19 protein-coding genes and 1 riboswitch are annotated in these 21,680 nt (G+C 70.4%); of the genes, 10 read left to right on the forward strand and 9 right to left on the reverse strand.

Annotated features, from left to right (window positions below):
* Positions 1-2: 2 nt before the first annotated feature.
* The 4 genes from cydD to hisC all read right to left on the reverse strand — a co-directional run bounded on the left by cydD (position 3) and on the right by hisC (position 7,509).
* Positions 3-3,554: a thiol reductant ABC exporter subunit CydD gene (gene cydD, locus ACIRQ9_RS01260; protein ID WP_404165857.1), complete on the reverse strand. Its 3,552-nt coding sequence runs from the start codon at positions 3,552-3,554 to the stop codon at positions 3-5.
* A gap of 69 nt (positions 3,555-3,623) precedes the next feature.
* Complete coding sequence (gene cydB, locus ACIRQ9_RS01265) at positions 3,624-4,631, reverse strand: cytochrome d ubiquinol oxidase subunit II (protein WP_404165859.1); 1,008 nt, start codon at positions 4,629-4,631, stop codon at positions 3,624-3,626.
* An 18-nt stretch (positions 4,632-4,649) separates the two neighbouring features.
* The gene (locus tag ACIRQ9_RS01270) at positions 4,650-6,158 is read right to left on the reverse strand and encodes a cytochrome ubiquinol oxidase subunit I (protein WP_404165860.1); all 1,509 of its coding nucleotides are present in this window, start codon (positions 6,156-6,158) and stop codon (positions 4,650-4,652) included.
* Positions 6,159-6,429: 271 nt separating this feature from the next.
* The gene (gene hisC / locus ACIRQ9_RS01275) at positions 6,430-7,509 is read right to left on the reverse strand and encodes a histidinol-phosphate transaminase (protein ID WP_404165861.1); all 1,080 of its coding nucleotides are present in this window, start codon (positions 7,507-7,509) and stop codon (positions 6,430-6,432) included.
* A 437-nt stretch (positions 7,510-7,946) separates the two neighbouring features.
* On the opposite strand from hisC, the gene ACIRQ9_RS01280 reads away from it, so the two are divergent.
* The 5 genes from ACIRQ9_RS01280 (at position 7,947) to ACIRQ9_RS01300 (ending at position 12,261) form a co-directional block, all read left to right on the forward strand.
* Positions 7,947-9,059, forward strand: a complete 1,113-nt coding sequence (locus ACIRQ9_RS01280) for a LacI family DNA-binding transcriptional regulator (RefSeq protein ID WP_133927988.1) — start codon at positions 7,947-7,949, stop codon at positions 9,057-9,059.
* A 306-nt stretch (positions 9,060-9,365) separates the two neighbouring features.
* The gene (locus ACIRQ9_RS01285) at positions 9,366-10,454 is read left to right on the forward strand and encodes a metallophosphoesterase (protein ID WP_404165863.1); all 1,089 of its coding nucleotides are present in this window, start codon (positions 9,366-9,368) and stop codon (positions 10,452-10,454) included.
* A 180-nt stretch (positions 10,455-10,634) separates the two neighbouring features.
* Positions 10,635-11,504: a hypothetical protein gene (locus ACIRQ9_RS01290; protein WP_404165865.1), complete on the forward strand. Its 870-nt coding sequence runs from the start codon at positions 10,635-10,637 to the stop codon at positions 11,502-11,504.
* A gap of 197 nt (positions 11,505-11,701) precedes the next feature.
* A complete protein-coding gene (locus tag ACIRQ9_RS01295) occupies positions 11,702-11,848 on the forward strand; it encodes a hypothetical protein (protein ID WP_404165867.1) in 147 nt (48 codons plus the stop codon).
* Positions 11,845-12,261 carry a serine hydrolase gene (locus ACIRQ9_RS01300; RefSeq protein WP_404165869.1) on the forward strand — a complete coding sequence of 139 codons (417 nt, stop codon included), beginning with the start codon at positions 11,845-11,847 and terminating at the stop codon, positions 12,259-12,261. Before ACIRQ9_RS01295 ends, ACIRQ9_RS01300 begins: the two co-directional genes overlap by 4 nt.
* A gap of 151 nt (positions 12,262-12,412) precedes the next feature.
* Here ACIRQ9_RS01300 and thiC read toward each other — a convergent pair whose 3' ends face one another.
* Positions 12,413-14,215 carry a phosphomethylpyrimidine synthase ThiC gene (gene thiC, locus ACIRQ9_RS01305; RefSeq protein WP_404165871.1) on the reverse strand — a complete coding sequence of 601 codons (1,803 nt, stop codon included), beginning with the start codon at positions 14,213-14,215 and terminating at the stop codon, positions 12,413-12,415.
* A riboswitch (TPP riboswitch) is annotated at positions 14,208-14,385 on the reverse strand. Its footprint overlaps the gene before it by 8 nt.
* A gap of 71 nt (positions 14,386-14,456) precedes the next feature.
* Between thiC and ACIRQ9_RS01310 the strand changes: the two genes are divergently transcribed.
* Positions 14,457-16,007, forward strand: coding sequence for a YibE/F family protein (locus ACIRQ9_RS01310; RefSeq protein ID WP_404165873.1), 1,551 nt, complete (start codon positions 14,457-14,459; stop codon positions 16,005-16,007).
* Positions 16,008-16,204: 197 nt separating this feature from the next.
* On the opposite strand, the gene ACIRQ9_RS01315 is transcribed toward ACIRQ9_RS01310, so the two are convergent.
* The 4 genes from ACIRQ9_RS01315 to ACIRQ9_RS01330 all read right to left on the reverse strand — a co-directional run bounded on the left by ACIRQ9_RS01315 (position 16,205) and on the right by ACIRQ9_RS01330 (position 18,438).
* The gene (locus ACIRQ9_RS01315; protein ID WP_351316428.1) at positions 16,205-16,642 is read right to left on the reverse strand and encodes an SsgA family sporulation/cell division regulator; all 438 of its coding nucleotides are present in this window, start codon (positions 16,640-16,642) and stop codon (positions 16,205-16,207) included.
* A 97-nt stretch (positions 16,643-16,739) separates the two neighbouring features.
* Entirely contained in the window at positions 16,740-17,528 is a 789-nt protein-coding gene (locus ACIRQ9_RS01320) for an IclR family transcriptional regulator (RefSeq protein WP_404165874.1), read from the reverse strand.
* 211 nt (positions 17,529-17,739) lie between these two features.
* On the reverse strand, positions 17,740-17,952 hold the full coding sequence (locus tag ACIRQ9_RS01325; RefSeq protein WP_351695787.1) for a DUF5326 family protein: 213 nt from the start codon (positions 17,950-17,952) through the stop codon (positions 17,740-17,742).
* A 168-nt stretch (positions 17,953-18,120) separates the two neighbouring features.
* A complete protein-coding gene (locus ACIRQ9_RS01330) occupies positions 18,121-18,438 on the reverse strand; it encodes a cupin domain-containing protein (protein ID WP_404165876.1) in 318 nt (105 codons plus the stop codon).
* Between the two features lie 60 nt (positions 18,439-18,498).
* Between ACIRQ9_RS01330 and ACIRQ9_RS01335 the strand changes: the two genes are divergently transcribed.
* The 4 genes from ACIRQ9_RS01335 to ACIRQ9_RS01350 all read left to right on the forward strand — a co-directional run bounded on the left by ACIRQ9_RS01335 (position 18,499) and on the right by ACIRQ9_RS01350 (position 21,655).
* A complete protein-coding gene (locus tag ACIRQ9_RS01335) occupies positions 18,499-18,876 on the forward strand; it encodes a phage holin family protein (RefSeq protein ID WP_404165878.1) in 378 nt (125 codons plus the stop codon).
* A gap of 6 nt (positions 18,877-18,882) precedes the next feature.
* Positions 18,883-19,374 (forward strand): low molecular weight protein-tyrosine-phosphatase, encoded by a 492-nt coding sequence (locus ACIRQ9_RS01340; protein ID WP_404165880.1) that lies wholly within the window; start codon positions 18,883-18,885, stop codon positions 19,372-19,374.
* On the forward strand, positions 19,371-20,516 hold the full coding sequence (locus ACIRQ9_RS01345) for a cystathionine gamma-lyase (protein WP_404165881.1): 1,146 nt from the start codon (positions 19,371-19,373) through the stop codon (positions 20,514-20,516). The genes ACIRQ9_RS01340 and ACIRQ9_RS01345 overlap by 4 nt, the downstream gene beginning before the upstream one ends.
* 233 nt (positions 20,517-20,749) lie before the next feature.
* The gene (locus ACIRQ9_RS01350) at positions 20,750-21,655 is read left to right on the forward strand and encodes a LysR family transcriptional regulator (RefSeq protein WP_404165883.1); all 906 of its coding nucleotides are present in this window, start codon (positions 20,750-20,752) and stop codon (positions 21,653-21,655) included.
* The last annotated feature ends 25 nt before the right edge of the window (positions 21,656-21,680 follow it).

Consider the following 21,680-nt stretch of genomic DNA (forward strand, 5'->3'; position numbering starts at 1 on the left):
CCCTAGGGTGCCGTCAGCAGACCGTCGGGCGCCCGCGCCGGCGATTCCGCGGCGGCCTCCCGTTCCGCCATTGCCCGGAACGGACCGGTCACGGCCGCCAGTTCCCGGTATGGCCCGCGCTGCGCCACCCGGCCGCCGTCGAGCACGATCACCTCGTCCACCGCCTCCAGGCCCGCCAGCCGATGGGTGATCAGCACGGTCGTACGGCCCTCGGTGGCCGCCAGCAGGTCGGCGGTGAGCGCGTCCGCAGTGGCCAGGTCGAGGTGCTCGGCGGGCTCGTCCAGGACCAGCACCGGGAAGTCGGCGAGCAGCGCCCGGGCCAGTGCCAGCCGCTGCCGCTGGCCGCCCGACAGCCGGGCCCCGTGCTCGCCGACCAGGGTGTCGAGCCCGTCGGGCAGCCCGTCCACCCAGTCCAGCAGGCGGGCCCGGTCCAGCGCGTCCCGCAGGTCGGCGTCGGTGGCGTCCCTGCGGGCGAGCAGCAGGTTCTCCCGCACGGAGCTGTCGAAGAGGTGCGCGTCCTGCGCGCACAGTCCGACCAGACGTCGGACGTCGTCGCCCTCCACTGCCAACGCGTCGACGCCGGCGAGCGTGTAGGAACCCTCCCGCGGGTCGAGGAACCGCAGGAGGACCTGGGCGAGGGTCGTCTTGCCGGAACCCGAGGCACCGACCACCGCGATCCGGCGTCCTTGGTCGAGGGTGAGGTCGAGCCCGCAGAGCGCGTCCCGGTGCCGGCCCTCGTGACGGGCCGACAGCCCCCTCAGGACGAGAGGGAAGGGCGCGGCGGGCGCCCGGCGGGGGCACTCGGGCTCCCGTACGGGTTCCGGCGCGTCCAGCACCTCGTAGATGCGCTCGGCGCTCGTGCGCACCCGCTGCCGGTGCCGCACGGCGAGCGGAAGCCCGAGGACGGCCTCGAAGGCGGCCAGCGGCGTCAGCACCACCACCGCCATCGCCACCCCGCTCAGCCGCCCGTCGGCCACCCCCTGAGCGCCCACCAGCGCCGTGGCGGCGACGGTCAGGCCCGTCAGCAGGGCGGTCAGTCCGTCGCCGAGCGCGGTGGCGGCGGCCGCCCGCGACGCGATCCGGGTGAGCGTGCCGTCGGCCTGCCGGACCTCGCCGGTACGGGCGGGCAGCGCCCCGGCGACGGTCAGCTCGGCGGTGCCGGTCAGCAGGTCGGTCACCCGGGTCGCGAGCAGGCCGCGGGCGGGCGCCAGCCGCTGCTCGGCCCGGCGGGCCACGGCGGAGGTCACCAGCGGCACACCGACACCGGCCGCCAGCAGCCCCACCGCGAGCGCGGCCCCCGCCTCGGGCAGCAGCCAGGCGGTGAAGCCCACGGCTGCCGCGGACACGGCCGCCGCTGCCCCGGCGGGCAGCAGCCACCGCAGCCAGTAGTCCTGCAGCGTGTCCACGTCGGTGACCAGCCGGCTGAGCAGGTCCCCGCGCCTGGTCGCCCGGAGTCCGGCGGGAGCGAGCCGTTCGAGGCGCCGGTAGACCGCGACCCGGGTGTCGGCCAGCATCCGCAGCACGGCGTCGTGCGAGACCAGCCGCTCGCCGTAGCGGAACACGGCCCGTCCGATGCCGAAGGCCCGGGTGGCCGTCACGGCGACCATCAGATAGAGCACCGGCGGCTGCTGCGAGGCCCGCGAGATCAACCACCCGGAGGTAGCCATCAGCCCCACGGCGCTGCCGAGCGCCAGCGCACCCAGCAGTAGAGCGAGCGCCAGCCGCGCCCGCCGGGCCCCGGAATCCGCCCGCACCCGGCCCAGCACACCCTTCCTCGGCACGGTCGCCGAGTCCGCCATGCCCCTCGGAGCCGGCACGGGCCGCTCCGCCGGGCCGTGCTCCGGCCGGTCGGTCCGGTCGGCCGGCTCGCCGTCCCGACGACCGGGTCGAGCAGGGGCCTGGCCCGGTTCCCCGGGGGCCTCGCCGCCGGAGAGCCGCACCACCCGGTCCGCCGCCCGGAGCAGCGCCGGCCGGTGCACCACCAGCAGCACCGTCCGCCCGGCGGCGAGCCGCCGTACCGCCGCCACGACCTCGGCCTCGGTCGTCCCGTCCAGCGCGGCCGTCGGCTCGTCCAGCAGCAGCACCGGCCGGTCGGCCAGGAACGCCCGTGCCAGCGCCAGCCGTTGCCGCTGTCCGGCGGAGAGTCCCGCGCCGTCCTCGCCGAGCACGGTGGCGGCGCCGTCCGGCAGCGCGTCCACGAACTCCAGGGCCCCGGCGTCCCGCAGCGCCCGCCGTAGCGCCTCGTCGTCCGCGTCGGGACGGGCGAGCCGTACGTTCTCGGCGATCGTGCCGGCGTACAGATGCGGCCGCTGCGGCACCCACGCGATCCGCGACCGCCACGCCTCCAGGTCGACCGCGCCGAGTTCGGCTCCCCCGACCAGTACCCGGCCCGACGTCGGCCGCACGAACCCCAGCAGCACGTCCAGCAGCGTCGACTTGCCCACTCCGCTCGGGCCGACCAGCGCCACGGTCTCGCCGGGGGCCACGGTGAACGACACGTCGGTCACCGCGTCAGCCGAACGGCCCGGATAGCGGACCGTCACCCCTTCCAAGGCCAGGGACGCCTCGGCCGGTACTTCGCCCGCTCCGGACGCCGGCAGCGGGGTCTCCAGCACCGCGAAGATCTCCTCCGCGGCCGCGAGCCCCTCCGCCGCCGCGTGGAACTGGGCACCGACCTGCCGGAGCGGGAGGTAGGCCTCCGGCGCCAGCACCAGGATGACCAGTCCGATGTACAGGTCCATGTCGCCGTGCACCAGCCGCATCCCGATGGTCACGGCGACCAGCGCCACCGAGAGCGTGGCGATCAGTTCCAGCGCGAACGACGAGAGGAAGGCGATCCGCAGCGTCCGCATGGTCGCCTGCCGGTACGCGCCGGTGATGCGGCGGATGGACTCGGCCTGCGCCTTGGCCCGCCCGAACACCTTCAGCGTGGGCAGCCCGGCGGTCACGTCCAGGAAATGGCCGGACAGCCGCGACAGCAGCCGCCACTGACGGTCCGTACGGGACTGCGTGGCCCAGCCGATCAGCACCATGAACAGCGGGATGAGCGGCAACGTGCCGACGATGATCGCCGCGGAGACCCAGTCCTCGGTGACGATCCGGGCCAGCACCGCGACCGGGACGACCACCGCGAGACCCAGTTGGGGCAGGTAGCGCGAGAAGTAGTCGTCAAGGGCGTCGACACCGCGCGTGGCGAGCGTGACCAGCGACCCGGTCCGCTGACCGCCCAGCCAGCCGGGTCCGAGCGCGACCGCCCGGTCGAGAAGCCGGCCGCGCAGCTCGGACTTGACCGCCGCGCTCGCCCGGTGCGCCGCCAGCTCGGTCAGCCAGGAGACCAGCGCCCGGCCGATGGCGACGCCCGCCAACAACAGCAACGGCGTGCGGAGTTCGAATGCCGAATGGCCGTGCTGGAAGGCGCCGACCACCACCTCGGCGATGAGCATCGCCTGGGCGATGACCAGGCCGGCGCCGACGGCGCCGAGGCTGACGACGGCGGCGAGGAAGAGACGGGTGGCTCGGGCGTAACGCAGCAGACGCGGATCGATTGGTTTCACGTGAAACATGCCCTTCGGCCCGGAGTGGGTGTTTCACGTGAAACACCCACTCCTTGGACTCTTACGGACTCAGTGGGCGGCTTCGGCTGCGATGTGCTGCGTGCCGATCCGCTTGCGGAACACCCAGTACGTCCACCCCTGGTAGAGCATGACGAGCGGCGTGGCGATCGCCGCCAGCCAGGTCATGATCTTCAGGGTGTAGGGGCTCGACGAGGCGTTCGTGACCGTCAGGCTCCAGTCCGGGTTGAGCGACGACGGCATGACGTTCGGGAAGAGCGACAGGAAGAGCATCGCCACGGCGGCCACGATGGTGACGCCGGACAGGGCGAACGCCCATCCCTCACGGCCCCGCAAGTTGGCTCCCAGGGCGGCGACCAGCGCGACGACCGCCACCACCAGGGCCACCAGGCTCTTGCCGTCCCCGCTGTCGGCCTGGGTCCACAGCAGGAAGGCCAGCGCCAGCACGGCGGCGAGCAGACCGACCTTGGTCGCCAGCTTCCGCGCCCGCACCCGTATGTCACCGACGGTCTTCAGCGCGGTGAACACCGCACCGTGGAAGGTGAACAGGGTCAGCGTGACGAGCCCGCCGAGCAGGGCGTGCGGGTTGAGCAGGTCCCCGACGCTGCCGACGTACTCGAAGTGCCGGTCGATCTTCACACCCCGCACGATGTTGCCGAAGGCCACGCCCCACAGGAACGCCGGGATCAGCGAGGTCCAGAAGATCGCGGTCTCCCAGTTGCGCTGCCAGTTCTCCTCGGGCCGCTTGGCCCGGTACTCGAAGGCGACACCCCGGACGATCAGGCAGACCAGGATGACCAGCAGCGGCAGGTAGAAGCCCGAGAAAAGCGTGGCGTACCACTCGGGGAAGGCGGCGAAGGTCGCCCCGCCCGCGGTGAGCAGCCACACCTCGTTGCCGTCCCAGACCGGGCCGATCGTGTTGATCAGCACCCGCTTCTCCGGCCGGTCGCGGGCGAGCAGCTTGGTGAGGATGCCGACCCCGAAGTCGAAGCCCTCCAGGAAGAAGTAGCCGGTCCACAGGACGGCGATCAGGACGAACCAGACGTCGTGAAGTTCCATGACTGCGTCTCCCTTGGCCTAGTACGAGAAGGCCATCGGCTTGTCGGCGTCACGCGCCTCGCCGCCGATCTTCGTGGGCGGGTTGAGGTCGTCGTCGGTGAGCTCGGGCGGACCGCCCTTGATGTACTTCACGAGCAGCTTGACCTCGATGACGGCGAGGACGGCGTACAGCGCGGTGAAGGTGATCATCGAGATGAGGATCTCGGCCTGGGAGACACCGGGGGAGACGGCGTCCCGGGTCTGCAGAACGCCGTAGACGACCCACGGCTGCCGGCCCATCTCGGTGAAGATCCAGCCCCAGGAGTTGGCGATCAGCGGGAAGCCCAGCGTCCATATCGCCACCAGCCAGTACAGCCGGCCCAGCTTCGGGCTGAGGGCCTTGTTCTTGAAGAGGACCAGGTGCGGTACCTCGTCCTCACCGACCCGCAGATGCTGCGGCAACATGAACTTCCTGCGGGTCAGCCAGAGTCCGGCCAGGCCGATGGCGAAGGACGCCATGCCGAAGCCGATCATCCAGCGGAACGCCCAGAAGGTGACGGGGACGATCGGGCGGTAGTCGCCCGGGCCGTACTTCTGCTGTTCGGCCTTGTTGGTGTCGTTGATGCCGGGGACGTAGGAGTTGAAGTCGTCGTCGGCGAGGAACGACAGGACACCGGGAACCGAGAACTCGACGCTGTTGTGGCCCTTGCTCACGTCGCCGTAGGCGAAGACCGAGAACGGTGCCGAGTTCTGCCCGTCCCACAGGGCCTCCGCGGCGGCCATCTTCATCGGCTGCTGCTTGAACATGACCTTGCCGAGGGTGTCGCCGCTGATCGCGGTGAGCATGCCGGCGATGACGACGGTGACCAGGCCCAGCCGCAGCGACGTCTTCATCACGGTGATGTGCTTCTTGCGGAACAGGTGGAAGGCGGCGATGCCGACCATGAACGCGCCACCGGTCAGGAAGGACGCGGCCAGCGTGTGGAAGGCCTGCGCCAGCGCGGTGTTCTGGGTCAGGACGGCCCAGAAGTCCGTCAGCTCCGCCCGCCCCTTCACCTTGTCGATCTTGTAGCCGACGGGGTGCTGCATCCACGAGTTGGCCGCGAGGATGAAGTACGCGGACAGGATCGTGCCGATGGAGACCATCCAGATGCAGGCCAGATGGATCTTCTTGGGCAGCTTGTCCCAGCCGAAGATCCACAGTCCGATGAAGGTGGACTCGAAGAAGAAGGCGATCAGCGCCTCGAAGGCGAGCGGGGCGCCGAAGATGTCACCGACGAACCGTGAGTAGTCGGACCAGTTCATGCCGAACTGGAACTCCTGCACGATGCCGGTGACCACGCCCATCGCGATGTTGATCAGGAAGAGCTTGCCCCAGAACTTGGTCGCCCTGAGGTACTTCTCCTTCTCCGTGCGCACCCAGGCGGTCTGCAGGCCCGCCGTGAGGGCGGCCAGGGAGATCGTCAGCGGGACGAACAGGAAGTGGTAGACGGTGGTGATGCCGAACTGCCAACGCGCCAGCGTCTCCGGCGCCAGGGCCAGGTACACGTCGTCAGTCTCCTTACGTCGCCGAGATACAGCGGCACTTTGTCCCCTTCGTCACGTACATACGGAACAAACGGGACGAGCTTGTGAATGCATTCACATTCACAAGCCATTATGACCTACTGATTTTCGAAGGAACGGTGGGGGTCGTGTCTTCTCCGTCACGTCAGCGACAGCCGCGGCGGGTTTCACGTGAAACTCCAAACGAAACGGGGCCGCCTCAACGGCGACCCCGTACGCGTGGGAGCAGATCGACTGCCGGACTTCCCGGCGGTCAGAGCTCCTTGTGGAAGTGCTCCGCCGCCTTCAGGAAGATGTCGTTCGCCTCGTTCTCCCCGATCGTCACCCGGACGCCCTCGCCCGCGAACGGCCGCACGACCGCACCGTGCTCCTCGCAGAGCTGGGCGAAGGCCGCCGTACGCTCTCCCAGCCGCAGCCACACGAAGTTGGCCTGGGTCTCGGGCAGCGTCCAGCCCTGGGCCCGAAGCGACTCGACCACGCGCTGCCGCTCGCACACCAGCGAGCCGACCCGGCCGAGCAGCGCGTCCTCGGCCCGCAGGGAGGCGATCGCCGCCTCCTGGGCGAGCTGGCTCACGCCGAACGGCACCGCTGTCTTGCGCAGGGCCGCCGCCACCGGCTCATGGGCGATCGCGAAGCCGACCCGCAGGCCCGCGAGGCCGTACGCCTTGGAGAAGGTGCGCAGCACGCAGACGTTCGGCCGCTCACGGTAGATCTCGACCCCGTCGGGGACCTCGGGGTCGCGGATGAACTCCCGGTACGCCTCGTCGAGGACCACCAGCACGTCCTTCGGCACCCGGTCCAGGAAACGCTCCAGCTCGGCCCGCTTCACGACCGTGCCGGTCGGGTTGTTCGGGTTGCAGACGAAGATCAGGCGCGTCCGGTCGGTGACGGCGTCCGCCATCGCGTCCAGGTCGTGCACCTCACCGGTGGTGAGCGGCACCTGGACCGAGCGGGCACCGCTGATCTGCGTGATGATCGGGTACGCCTCGAAGGACCGCCAGGCGTAGATCACCTCGTCGCCGGGACCGCAGGTGGCCTGGAGCAGCTGCTGGGCCACGCCCACCGAGCCGGTACCCGTGGCCAGATGTCCGACGGGGACGCCGAAGCGGTCCGCCAGCTCGTCCATCAGACCCGTGCACGCCATGTCCGGGTAACGGTTCAGGGCCGCGGCCGCGGCGGTCACCGACTCCATCACGCCCGGCAGTGGCGGGTACGGGTTCTCGTTGGAGGAGAGCTTGTAGGCAGCCGGGCCGTCCCCCGCGGCGGGCCTGCCCGGCTTGTAGGAGGGAATACCCTCCAGCTCGGCGCGCAACTTGGGGCTCGTCTCGCTCACCGCAGTCCTCCTCGCGACCACCGACGGACCCTCCGCGCCGCCGGCATCCAATACTCCTTACCTTATGAGGATTCGGCTCCCCTGCGTACAGGACCGGTGCGGCCCGGTAGACGCGGGCCTGACCTCGTCCGTCCCACCGGCATCACGGGCAACACGACACGAAGGCGCATTTTTCGGGGGCGCGCCCTACATATATCTACGCGCCGGTGGCTCGCGCCGTAGCGCGCATCACCCGTGAAGGTGAGTTGAGACCTCTTCGAGACATCGGGCACTTGGCAGGCCCATGCGTGTCGACACGTAACGTCTCACCATTGGATCATTCAACTGACTTTTTTTCTAAAGTAGTTGACCCGATTTGACCTTGCAGAAACGTGCCTGTCAACGCGTGCATATGCGTCCGCACTACCCCACCGCATGAGCCCTACTATCGGCTCGCCATGACAGCAGCAGGGAAGCACCAGGTGAGCCGCGCGGAAACCTCTCGGCGAGGCAGCCGGCCGGGCCGGGCGGGCATCAGAGACGTCGCCGCCGCCGCCGGGGTCTCCATCACGACCGTCTCCGACGCCCTCAACGGCAAGGGCCGGCTCCCGGATGCCACCCGGCGCCACGTCCGCGAGGTCGCCGACCGGCTCGGATACCGCCCCTCGGCCGCCGCCCGCACCCTCCGTACCGGCAAGTCGGGACTCATCGGCCTGACCGTGACCACGTACGGGGATGAACCTTTCACCTTCACCGAGTTCGCGTACTTCGCCGAGATGGCGCGGGCCGCCACCTCGGCAGCGCTCGCCCGCGGCTACGCCCTGGTGATCCTGCCCGCGACCTCCCGCCACGACGTGTGGTCGAACGTCGCCCTGGACGGCACGGTCGTCATCGACCCCTCCGACCAGGACCCGGTGGTCAGCGAGCTGGTCCGGCAGGGCCTGCCGGTGGTCTCCGACGGCCGGCCGGCCGGCGCGCTCCCGGTCACCGCCTGGGTGGACAACGACCACGAGGCCGCCGTACTCGGCATCCTCGACCATCTCGCCGACGCGGGCGCCCGCCGGATCGGCCTGCTCACGGGCACCACGACGGACACCTACACCCACCTGTCCACCACCGCCTACCTGCGCTGGTGCGAACGGGTCGGCCAGGACCCCGTCTACGAGGCCTACCCGGCGCACGACCCGTGCGCCGGCGCCGTGGCCGCCGACCGGCTGCTGGCCCGCCCGGACCGCCCGGACGCCGTCTACGGCCTCTTCGACCCCAACGGCACCGACCTGCTCGCCGCCGCCCGCCGCTACGGACTGCGCGTCCCCGACGACCTGCTGCTGGTGTGCTGCAGCGAGTCGACCGTGTACGCCAACACCGAGCCGCCCATCACCACGCTCTCGCTGAAGCCGCGCCGGATCGGGACGGCGGTGGTGCAGCTGCTCATCGACGCGATCGAGGGCGTGGAGTCGGACCAGCCGGTCGAGCAGGTGATACCGACCGAACTGATCGTGCGCACCTCCTCCCAGCGACGCCCCCCGCGCACCACGGTCAGCCCGCCCCGGGCACCGGAGGAGGAGTAGCACGAACGGCTCCTGCCCACCCGCGGACGCCCCGCACGCACGCCCCGCCGGGCGGTACGCGTGCGGAGGCGGCCGACGCGCCATCCGGACGTCGCCCGAAGACGGCCGGCGAGCGGCCCGCGGACGGCCGAACCCCCGCCCAACCGGGACGAAAGCCGCACTGAACTGGAGTCCCGCTCCGATTCACCACCCCTGGGTCATCACACGGCGCGACGGGCGTTCCTATGATGGGCCCACGACACCGCGGGCCGCTGCGACCAGGCAGTCCGAAGCGGTGCAGATGCGGCGCGATGGTGGAGGGGTCTGATGACTCAGGGGGCCGGTCAGGGACCCGAGGCGGAACGGACGGCGACGTTGCGCGACTTCCGGGTGCCCGCGTACGTCAACGAGACCGGTCCGTACGCCGAGAGCACCCACCCGGGCGAGGTCGCCCCGCCGCTCGACGAGCCGTACCCGGACGGGTATCCCGACGGGTACACGCCCACCCAGCGCGACCTGCCCGTCATCAACCGCGGCGACACGGTGCAGCTGCCGGTCGAACCGGAATCCGATCCGGCCGCCCGGACGGCGACCGGTAACGGCCCGCTGTACGTCGTCGGTGACGTGCACGGCTATGTCGACGAGCTGCTCGGCGCGCTGCGCGAGCAGGGGCTGATCGACGCCGACGGGCAGTGGTGCGCGGGCACCGCCCGGCTCTGGTTCCTCGGCGACTTCACCGACCGCGGTCCCGACGGCATCGGCGTCATCGACCTGGTGATGCGGCTGTCCGCCGAGGCCGCCGCGGCCGGCGGCTACTGCAAGGCCCTCATGGGCAACCACGAGCTGCTGCTGCTCGGCGCCAAGCGGTTCGGCGACACGCCCGTCAACTCGGGCGCGGGCACCGCCACCTTCCAGGCGGCCTGGCTGCTCAACGGCGGCCAGAAGACCGACATGGACCGGCTCCAGGACCACCACCTGCAGTGGATGGCCCGCCTGGACGCCGTCGAGGAGGTCGACGGCTACCTGCTGGTCCACTCCGACACCACGGCCTACCTCGACTACGGGGACTCGATCGAGGCGGTCAACGACACCGTCCGCGAGACCATCACCCGCAACGACGCGGACGAGGTCTGGGACCTGTTCCGCAAGTTCACCAAGCGGTTCTCCTTCCGCGACGAGGGGGGTGCAGACGCCGTCCGTTCCCTTCTCGATACGTACGGCGGCACCCGCATCGTTCACGGACACAGCCCGATTCCCTATCTGCTCGGGGAAGTCGGCTCCGAGGACGGCGAGGAGAACGCGGGTCCCGTGGTGGAAGGCCCGCACGTCTACGCGGACGGGCTGGCCATCGCCATGGACGGCGGAGTGACCATGGCCGGAAAGCTGCTCGTCAGGCAACTTCCGCTGGACGGCTGAGGGTTCGGCGCGCTGTTCTGTACCCCGAAGTCACACGCGGGCCGCCCCCAATTTCCGGCAACCCCCTGTCACCGCGTGCCTTGACGGCTCTACCATCGGTTTATCCGTAGCAGGCTCCCCTCCGTTTCTGCCCGACGGTTCGCCGGCGTGCGAGCCACCAGCCCTACGGAGCATCGGGGGATGCACATGAACAGCGTTCCGCAGCACCTGCACAGCGAGGACCGCCAGGAATACGAGCGGATCCTCGATGAGGCGCTGCGCTCCGCCCCTTACCGTCCCGAACTGGCCGGCGACGGCCGGAGTCTGAACACCGAACAGCTACGCACCATGGCGCTCAACGCCACCGCGCTGATAGCGGCGGCCGCGGCGACCGAGTACCAGCACTACGTGAAGGTCCGCGAGGAACTGCGCAACCCCGCGCGGTCCACCCCGTCCGCCGTCCACGAGTCCGGCTCCGTCGAGCCGGAACCGGGCGGAACCATGGGGCTCGCCACCACCCTCGGCGAGGCCGCCGAGACCACCGGCGCCGGCGGTTTCGCCCTCGCCCTGGTCCTGGCCCCCGTGCTCGCCGGTACCGCCGCCGCGATCTTCCTGCTCGTCGGCTACGTCCTGAAGATGCTGGACCCGGCTCCGGCGTTCGCCCAGACGATGCTCACGGCCGGCTGGGTCTTCGGCGTCCTGACCGCGGCCGCCATCCTCATGGCCGGCGCGGGGCTGCTGCTCACCGCACTGCGCAACAGCCCCTCACTGGAGGCCGGAGCCTACGGTGAGCCCGGCGGGGAGGTCTCCAAGGCCCGCGACGCCTGGCGGGACGCCCTGCTGGAACGCGGCATCCTGCCCTTCCTGCGGGAAGCACTGGCCGCCGGGCCCGGTACGTCCGAACCGCGCCGCACGACCCCGTCGGGTCCGGGCAGCCGGATGCCGCGACTCGGGTACGGCCGTCCCGGCTTCAGCACCGACGACGGCGCCGCACCCGCCCCCCGGCCGAGCTTCACGAGCCCGGACTACACCAGTCCCGACTTCGGAGGGCCCGAACACCAGCCGGAATAGTCCGGCTTGCGCCCCGGCGGGGGCGCAGGCCGGACACCCGGTGGCGAAGGGGGCTGGGCACACCCCGCATGGGGAGGCCAGTCCCATACTCCGACGTGCCCTGTCCCGGTCAGCTGATGATCGACGCCGACCAGGACTCAGAGGACCGGGGGATTCGGACATGCGGAAGCCGTCGTCGAGGAAGGCCGGGGCAAGCCGTGCCGGCAGCAGCGCCGCCGGCCCTCGGCTCGCCCACCCTCGCCACCGCCGCCGCCGCGGGACACACGGCCGCACGGCAGGTGGACGACCAGGACACGCTCCGGCGGGACCTGGCCGCGGTCGCAAGGCCGCAGGCGGAGACGTGAACGTGCTCGCCAGGGTCGACCGGACCGACGGCCCACCGCTCATGGCCCGCATCGGGACCAGGACGGCCGACTTCTCGGCCCCGGCCCCGGTCCCGTGGAACGCCCACTTCCGCGTGGCGCGCACGACGAAGACGTTCGTGGCGAGCGCGGTCCTGCAACTCGTCGCGGGGAAGCGGTTGTCGCTCGACGACACCGTCGGGCAGTGGCTGCCCGGCGTCGTCACCGGCAACGGCAACGACGGCGGCCGTATCACCGTCCGCGACCTGCTCCGCCGGACCAGCGGGCTGTACGAACTACATCGACGCCCGAGGGCACCTACGGCCTGGGGCCGCGCGGAATCCCGCTCTCCTGCGGCGGCTTCCACTACACCCACGAGGGCGACGGGGCGGGCGTCAACCCCCGCCCCGCGGTGAGCGCCGACGGCCGACGCGCGGTGACCGTCTCCCTGACGACCACCACCGCCCCACCGGACCTGGCAGCCCTCAACCGCGCAACGACCACCCTCGTCGACCACGCCCCGTGCCCCCCGCCCCGAAGGGCCTGAAACCCGCCTCCCGCGCCGAGTCAGTCCGCGATGGGCAGATACACCCGGTTCCCGCTGGCCGCGAACTCCTTGGACTTCTGGGCCATGCCCTCCTCGATCTCACCGCGGCTTCCGCCGTGCTCGCGGCGAATGTCCTGGGAGATCTTCATGGAGCAGAACTTCGGCCCGCACATCGAGCAGAAGTGGGCCGTCTTGGCGGGCTCCGCCGGAAGCGTCTCGTCGTGGAATTCGCGGGCCGTGTCCGGGTCCAGGGCGAGGTTGAACTGGTCCTCCCACCGGAACTCGAAGCGGGCGTCGGACAGCGCGTCGTCCCATTCCTGCGCCCCCGGGTGGCCCTTGGCGAGGTCGGCCGCGTGGGCGGCGATCTTGTAGGTGATCACGCCGGTCTTGACGTCGTCCCGGTTGGGCAGGCCCAGGTGCTCCTTGGGCGTGACGTAGCAGAGCATCGCCGTGCCCCACCAGGCGATCATCGCGGCACCGATGCCGGAGGTGATGTGGTCGTACGCCGGCGCGACGTCCGTGGTCAGCGGGCCGAGCGTATAGAACGGAGCTTCATCGCAGATCTCCTGCTGAAGGTCGATGTTCTCCTTGATCTTGTGCATCGGGACGTGGCCCGGGCCCTCGATCATCGTCTGTACGTGGAAACGCCTGGCGATCCGGTTGAGTTCCCCGAGCGTGCGCAACTCCGCGAACTGGGCTTCGTCGTTGGCGTCGGCGATGGAGCCGGGGCGCAGGCCGTCGCCCAGTGAGTACGTGACGTCGTAGGCGGCGAGGATCTCGCAGAGTTCCTCGAAGTTCTCGTACAGGAACGATTCCTTGTGGTGGGCCAGGCACCAGGCCGCCATGATCGAACCGCCGCGCGAGACGATGCCGGTCTTGCGGTTGGCGGTGAGCGGCACGTACGGCAGCCGCACGCCCGCGTGGACGGTCATGTAGTCCACGCCCTGCTCGGCCTGTTCGATGACCGTGTCCTTGTAGATCTCCCAGGTCAGCTCCTCGGCCCGGCCGTCGACCTTCTCCAGGGCCTGATACAGCGGCACCGTGCCGATGGGGACGGGGGAGTTGCGCAGCACCCACTCGCGGGTGGTGTGGATGTTGCGGCCGGTGGAGAGGTCCATGACCGTGTCGGCTCCCCAGCGGGTCGCCCAGGTCATCTTCTCCACCTCCTCCTCGATGGAGGAGGTCACCGCGGAGTTGCCGATGTTGGCGTTGACCTTCACCAGGAACCGCTTGCCGATGATCATCGGCTCGATCTCCGGGTGGTTGACGTTGGCAGGCAGCACGGCCCGTCCCGCCGCGATCTCCTCACGGACGACCTCGGGGGAGACGTTCTCCCGGATGGCCACGTACTCCATCTCCGGAGTGACCTCACCCCGGCGGGCGTACGCCAGTTGCGTGACCGCCTCGCCCTCCCGGCCGCGGCGCGGCTGACGCGGACGGCCCGGGAAGACCGCGTCCAGGTTGCGCAGCCCGCCACGCGGCGCGGTGTGCTTGATCCCGTCGTCCTCGGGGCGGACGGGGCGGCCCGCGTACTCCCCGGTGTCCCCGCGGGCGATGATCCAGTTCTCCCGCAGCGGGGGCAGGCCCCTGCGCACGTCCGTCTCGACGAGCGGATCGGTGTACGGGCCGGAGGTGTCATAGAGCGTGACCGACTGGCCGTTGGTGAGGTGCACCTGACGGACCGGCACCCGGAGGTCGGGGCGCGAACCCTCGACGTACCCCTTGTGCCAGCCGATGGACTTCCCGGCCTCCGTGGACGGTTCACCCGAAACGGGCTGTTCGTCCTGACTGGAGGCAGGCGTGCGTACGTCCTTGTTGGTCATGAGACCTACTCCCTACGCCGGCATTACCCGGTAACAGGTTCGGCGGTCGACGCAGCGGCTTCCGTCGGGCGGCGTTTCCTGTGGAACATCACTCGTTCCACGTGAAACATCGCGAATACGGAGGTCAGCGCCCTCTCAGCCCGGTGCTCCGAGCTCCCGCGTGTGCAAAGGTGCCTCCACGCTAGCGTCAATTCGGGCGCGGTGAACAGGGGGCCCCTGTCGTTCTTGCGATGATCTGGCGGTGACCACGACACAGCAGCACCCCTATCCGCCCCCCGACCCGAGGCGTGGCAACGGCGCCGGGCAGGGCGGGGGAAACGGCCACGGGGGCCACGGTGCCGGTGACGGACTCGGCCACGGACCGGGGGGCCCGCACGACCACGGCCACGGACGGGATGGCGCCCACGGCCAGGGGCACGCCCATGCCCACGACGACGGCCACGGCCACGGACACCCTCCGGGTCAGGGTTCCGGCCAGGGTGGTTCCGGGGCAGGCGGCGGACACGGTCACTCGCACAGCCACGGCCCCGCCACGCCGGTCTCCAAGCACCTGCGCAAGGTCATCGCGGCGATCCTCATCCCCTTCACCGCCGCGGTCGTGGTCGGCCTCGTGGTGCTGTGGCCCGGCGGTGCTCCGCCGCACGAGCGCACGGGCGTCGGTTTCGACCGCCAGACCCAGCAGGCCACGGTGACGAAGGTCGTTCCGGTCAGCTGCAAGTCCGTCAACGCCTCCGGGGGCGGCTCGACCGCGGACACCTCCACCGGCGAGGGCGGCTCGGCGAGGCCGGAGGAGGACGGCAACTGCAAGAAGGCGACGGTCCGGGTCGGTACCGGAAAGGACACCGGCCGGACGTTCACCGAGATCGTGCAACCCGACCAGTCGCGGCAGTTGCACGAGGGCGAGAAGGTCGTGGTCGCCTACGAGCCCTCGGCACCGAGGGACCTGCAGTACTCGGTCACCGACGTGAACCGGAAGTTCCCGATGGCCCTGCTGGCCGGGATCTTCGCGCTCGCAGTCGTCGTGGTGGGCCGGCTGCGCGGTGTGATGGCTCTCGTCGCGCTCGCCGTCAGCTTCATGGTGCTGACCCTGTTCATCCTCCCGGCGATCCTGCAGGGCTCGAATCCGCTGCTGGTGGCGGTGGTCGGGTCGAGCGCGATCATGCTGATCGCGCTGTACATGTGCCACGGCCTGTCGGCCCGGACCTCGGTGGCGGTCCTCGGGACACTGGCGTCGCTGTGCCTGATCGGCGTCCTCGGTTCGGAGTTCATCGACTGGGCGGCGCTCACCGGCAACACCGACGACAACACCGGCCTGATCCACGGCCTGTATCCGTCGATCGACATGAGCGGTCTGCTCCTGGCCGGCGTCATCATCGGTTCGCTCGGTGTCCTCGACGACGTGACGGTGACCCAGACCTCGGCCGTCTGGGAACTGCACGACGCCAACCCGACGATGGGCTGGCGCGGGCTGTACCGAGCGGGCATCCGCATCGGCCGCGACCACATCGCCTCCGTCGTCAACACCCTGGTCCTGGCGTACGCGGGTGCCGCGCTGCCGCTGCTGCTGCTCTTCTCCATCGCGCAGAGCAGCGTGGCGACCGTGGCCAACAGCGAGCTGGTGGCCGAGGAGATCGTGCGCACGCTGGTCGGCTCGATCGGCCTGGTCGCCTCGGTTCCCCTCACCACGCTGCTGGCGGCCCTGGTGGTGTCGGCCGACCGGCCGGGCAAGGAGCCGGCCACGTCCGCGGAGGTCCCGGCGCGTGGTGGGCGGGGGCGGCGCAGGAAGCGGTGAGCGCGTCCGTGCTCACCGCCTCAGGGGCGCCCTGAGGGCACCGAAGCGTGGGTGTGCCCTCAGGACCGGCCGCGCGCCGGGAGAACGGCCCGCAGCTGCGGGAAGAGGGTCCAGGATCGAGCGGGGGGACGCGCAGAAGCGTTACTGCGCGTCCTCGCACGACATGGCGGAGCGGCACCTGCGCGTGCCGTGACGCTTCAGCCCGCGCTCTGCTCCTCGGCCAGGATCCGGTCCAGGGCCTCTTCCAGGTGCGCGTCGAAGTCGGCGAGCGCCCCTTCCTGACCCAGCGGTACCAGCTTGTCCGTACGGTCGAGAAAGGCCACCAGCGGTGGTGCCGATGACCGGAACACCGCCTGGTCGCAGCCGACCTGAAGCCTGATCAGGACCTCGCCGAGCACCTCGGAGTCGGCGGGGGCGATGTGCACGTCGCCCTCCCCGCACGGCCGGCCCACCCCGTCGATCAGCAGCTCACGGCCGAACGCCCAGGTCACCGGCGCGTCCCCAGGCAGATGGAAGGTGAGCCGTACGGCATACGGATCACTGGTCTCGTAGCGCAACTCCACGGGGATGCGGAAGGAGAGCTCCTCCGAGACGAGAAAGCTCATCATGACTTCTGCTTGTACGGACTCGCGCATCGCCTACCCCGTCATATGGCACCGACTGGCCGGTTTATCCCTGAGATGGTGGTCAAATCTTGCTGAACGTACACAGGAGATCACAAGGAGTGAGTTTTCAGATACTGATAGCGATCGCCAGGGAGCCCAGATGTCGTCCCACCTCGGCCTGCAGGTGCCGCGCGGCGGGCAGCAACCGGTCGGCCTGGTGGACGGGGAGGGAGATGGCCACCGTGGCCGCCGTGGTGCCGACGGTGATGGGGATCGCCGCGCACACCGCACCCAGCGCGTACTCCTGGCGCTCCACCAGCGGTTCCATCCGCCGCGTCCGTTCCAGCCGCCGCAGCAGGGTGTGGCTGTCACGGACGGTGTACGGAGTGAGGGTCTGCAAGGGGTACCGGTCGAGATGGTCCCGGCGGGCGTTCTCGGCCAATTGGAAGAGCAGGCACTGTCCGACGGCGTGCGCGTGGCCGGTCTCGCGGAAGTCGGCCCATTCCTCGACCGCCGGTGTGCCCGGCGAGTCGGCGACGCACATGACCTCGATCTCGCCGTCCCGGTACATCGCGTAGTACACCGGAGCGCCGATCGCGTCCCGCCAGTGAGCGAGGGTGTCGGCGACCGCGCTGCGACGTTTCTGCTGCGCTCCGCTGCTGCTGAGCCGCTCCGCGGCGTCACCGAGGAAGAAGAAGCCCTTGTCCCGGCGCAGATAGCCCTCGTGGACGAGGGTGCGCAGCAGGTGGTAGGCGGTGGGCAGCGCGAGGCCGGTCTCGCGCGCCAGTTGTTTGGCGGGGGCGCCGTGTTCGTGTCCGGCGACACATTCCAGCAGGCGCATCGCGCGCTGCACGGACCCGATGAGGGTGGCCGAGTGCGGCTGCGCGGGGTCGGACGGGGAGGCCGGCCGCTGCACGGGGGGCGTGCTGGACCGGCGCTGGGTGGGGGGTGGGGGATGTTCCGTGGGTGCGGAGGTGGCGTCTAGCGTGGCCAAGGGTCACTCCCGGAGCGCGAGGGGGTCAGCGACTCTAACCGTCTGCCGCCGCTCCGGGTCGGCCTCCGCGCGAAACTTCCCTCCCCCGAGGGAACAGGCGATTCCTGTTACCGGTCACCGATTACCACGGCGCTCACCAGTCGCTCTTCGACGAGGAGTTCGACATGAACTTCCGCACGATGTAGATCAGTCCGCCGACCAGCGCCACGAAGATCAGCAGCTTGAAGAGCAGGTAGGCCAGGAAGCCGACGATGGAGCCGATCAGACCGCCGAACACCACCAGCGCGATCACCGGCACCGCGATCCACTTCACCCACCACGGCAGACCCGTGAAGATCTCTCGCATTGCCCTGCCCTCTGCTTTCCCGTGCGCTTCGGCACGTACGGTCGTCTCGTGCGTACCGCACGATGCGATGTCCTGCACACGATGCTAGAGCCGCGAAGGGGGCGGCCGGGGGCCTCTGATCCCCCGTCCTCCCCTGACCTCTCCCCTAGGGAACCCTGAGGGCGGGCATCAGGCCTCGGGCGGAGAGAAGACGACCAGAACCCTCAGGTCCTCGCTGATGTGATGGAACTTGTGGGCCACACCGGCCGGCACGTACACCACGCTGCCCCGGGCCACCTGGGTGGTCTCCATGCCGACCGTGATCGCGGCGCGGCCGCTGACGACGAAGTAGACCTCGTCCTGATGGTGCGGCTTCTGCGGGTCCTGGGCGCCCGCGTCCAGGGCGTACAGCCCGACGGACATGTTCCTCTCCCGCAGGAACTGCAGGTAGGCCCCGTCGTTGGCGGCGCGCTCCGCCTCCAGTTCGTCCAGCCGGAATGCCTTCATCGCCGTCGTTCGCCCTCGCCTCACTGCTTGCATCGGATCTCGTCTGCCACGATCAGACACATGATGAATTTCCTAGTCAAGACGATCGCCAACGCGGGTGCCCTCGCCGTCGCCGTGTGGCTGCTCGACAAGATCACGCTGACCGGTGACAGCACCACCAAGAAGGTCTTGACGCTGATCCTGGTCGCCCTGGTCTTCGGCCTGGTGAACTTCCTGGTCAAGCCGATCGTCAAGATCCTTACCTTCCCGCTGTTCATCCTCACGCTCGGCCTGATCACCCTCGTGGTCAACGCGCTGATGCTGCTGCTGACCTCCTGGGTCTGCGACAAGCTGGACCTGAGCTTCCACGTGCAGGGGTTCTGGACGGCCGTGCTCGGCGGCCTGATCATCTCGATCGTGTCCTGGGCCCTGAACATGATCCTTCCCGACACGGACTGAGCCCCGATGACCTACCGCGTCTGCTTCGTGTGCACCGGGAACATCTGCCGCTCCCCGATGGCCGCATCCGTCTTCCGCGCCCGGACGGCCGAGGCCGGGCTCGACGACCGCGTCGAGGTCGACAGTGCCGGCACCGGCGGCTGGCACGAGGGCGACGACGCCGATCCGCGCACCGTCCGCGCCCTTGAAGAGCACGGCTACGAGGCCGAGCACACCGCGCGCCGGTTCCAGGCGTCCTGGTTCGACCGCCTAGACCTCGTGATCGCCCTCGACTCCGGCCACCTCAAGGCACTGCGCGCCCTCGCCCCCACCGACGAGGACGCCCGCAAGGTACGGCTCCTGCGCTCCTACGACCCCGAGGCCGCCGACGCCCTCGACGTACCGGACCCGTATTACGGCGGTCCGGACGGCTTCGAGGAGTGTCTTGAGATGGTGGAGGCGGCGAGCGAGGGACTGCTCGCCGCCGTACGCGACGCAGTGGAGGGAACGGCGATATGAATGAACACGGCTCCGACTCCGGCCTGACGGGTGAGGGCACGCGCGCGGTGCGCGCGGGACTGCCCGAGCCGGTCAAGAACGAACCGACCCTGCCCGGTCCGGTGTTCGCCGCGCACTTCCATCTGCCCGGCGAGGTCAGCGGGCCCTACGCCTACGGCCGTGACGAGAACCCGACGTGGACCCACCTGGAGCGCGCCATCGGCGAGCTGGAGGCACCGGGCGAGGACGTCGAGACGCTGGTGTTCGCCTCGGGCCTCGCGGCCGTCTCGGCCGTGCTCTTCTCGCAGCTGCGCGCCGGGGACGCCCTCGTGCTGCCGTCCGACGGCTACCAGGTGCTGCCCCTGGTCCGCGCCCAGCTGGAGGCCTACGGCATCGAGGTGCGCACCGCGCCGACCGCGGGCGACGCCCAGCTCGACGTCCTGGACGGGGCGAAGCTGCTGCTGATCGAGTCGCCGTCCAACCCCGGGCTCGACGTGTGCGACATCCGGCGGCTGGCCGTGGAGGCGCACGCGCGGGGTGCCCTCGTCGCCGTGGACAACACCCTCGCGACCCCGCTCGGCCAGCGGCCGCTGGCACTGGGCGCCGACTTCTCCGTGGCCAGTGGCACCAAGCAGCTCACCGGACACGGCGACGTCCTGCTCGGCTACGTCTGCGGACGCGACGCCGAGACCATGGCCGACGTACGGCGGTGGCGGAAGATCATCGGTGCGATCTCCGGGCCCATGGAGGCCTGGCTGGCCCACCGGTCTCTGGCCACCCTGCAATTGCGCGTGGACCGGCAGAACGCCACCGCCCTGGTGCTCGCCGAGGCGCTCGGCGAGCGGCCGGAGGTGACCGGGCTGCGCTACCCGGGGCTGCCGGACGACCCCGCGCACAAGATCGCCTCACAGCAGATGCGGCGCTACGGCTCGGTGGTCTCCTTCACGCTGCCCACGCGCGCGCGTGCCGACCGTTTTCTGGAAGCCCTGCGGCTGGTCGACGACGCGACGAGCTTCGGCGGGGTGCGCTCCACGGCCGAGCGGCGGCGGCGCTGGGGCGGGGACGACGTACCGGAGGGCTTCATCCGGCTGTCGGTCGGGGCCGAGGACCCCGAAGATCTGGTGGCCGACGTGCTCCGCGCCCTCGACGAGTCGGATCAGTGACCGCATTACGGACGCTCGGGCCGGTCCTGCTACGCATGACGGACGGTCCGAGCCTCCCCCCTCGTGGCTCGGACCGTCCCGGTTCCCGCGCGTCAAGAACCGCGTGACCTAGGCTAGTTGACTCTGCGTCAGTGTCCAATCACTGTAGGGACAGAGACCTATCGACTTATTTATAGTTGGGGATCTGCCCCCCCGAGGGCCGGTACGGGGCTGGGTGAAGGGAAGGGCGAACGATGGACCTGGCCTTGCTGCGGACCTTCGTGACCGTGCACCGGGCCGGCTCCTTCACCCGCGCCGCGGCCCTGCTCGGACTCTCGCAGCCGGCCGTGACCTCACAGATCCGCACCCTGGAGAAGCAGCTGGGCCGTCCGCTCTTCCTACGCAAGGCCCGCGGGGTGACCCCGACGACCATCGGTGACGAACTCGCCCACAAAGCCGCACCGCACCTCGACGCTCTCGTGGAGATAACGGAACGCGGCCTCCACGACGACTCCTCGGTGCGCACCCTGCATCTCGCGGGGCCGCCCGAGTTCACCGCCGAGCGCGCCCTGCCCGCCCTCTCGGAACTCGCCGCCGACGACGGCCAGGCGTTCGCGCTGCGCGCCTCGTTCGGCAATGCCGAGGAGACCCTGGAGGGGCTGTCCGCCGGCCACCACGACCTGGTCATCAGTACCGTCAGGCCGCGCGGCGCCCTGCTCACCGCCACCGCCCTGTGCGACGAGGAACACGTCCTGGTCGCGGCTCCCCGCTGGGTCGAGGAGATCGGCGCCGGGACGGTACGGGACAAGGGCGCGCCGGTCCTGGAGAACCTGCCCGTCGTCGAGGTGCACGAGTCGCTGCCCTTCGTCTCGCGTTACTGGGCTTCCGTCTTCGACGCCCGCCCGGCCGCCTCCGGCACCGTCGTCGTACCCGATCTGCGGGCCGTTCTCGCCTGCGCGGTCGCGGGCGCCGGTCTTGCCGTGCTGCCCCGCTATCTGTGCGCGGCCGCCCTGGACCGCGGCGAGGTCCAGGAGCTGCACGAGCCCGCGATACCCCCGTTGCGGACCTACTTCCTGGTGGCGCGGACCGGCACGCTCGCCCTGCCGCATGTGGCGCGGGCACACGAGTGGCTCCACCGTGCCGCCGCGGACTGGGGCTGAGCACATCGGGCGGTGTTGACGCGCT

This window comes from Streptomyces sp. NPDC101237, assembly GCF_044767465.1.
In the GTDB taxonomy this organism is placed as follows: domain Bacteria; phylum Actinomycetota; class Actinomycetes; order Streptomycetales; family Streptomycetaceae; genus Streptomyces; species Streptomyces gramineus.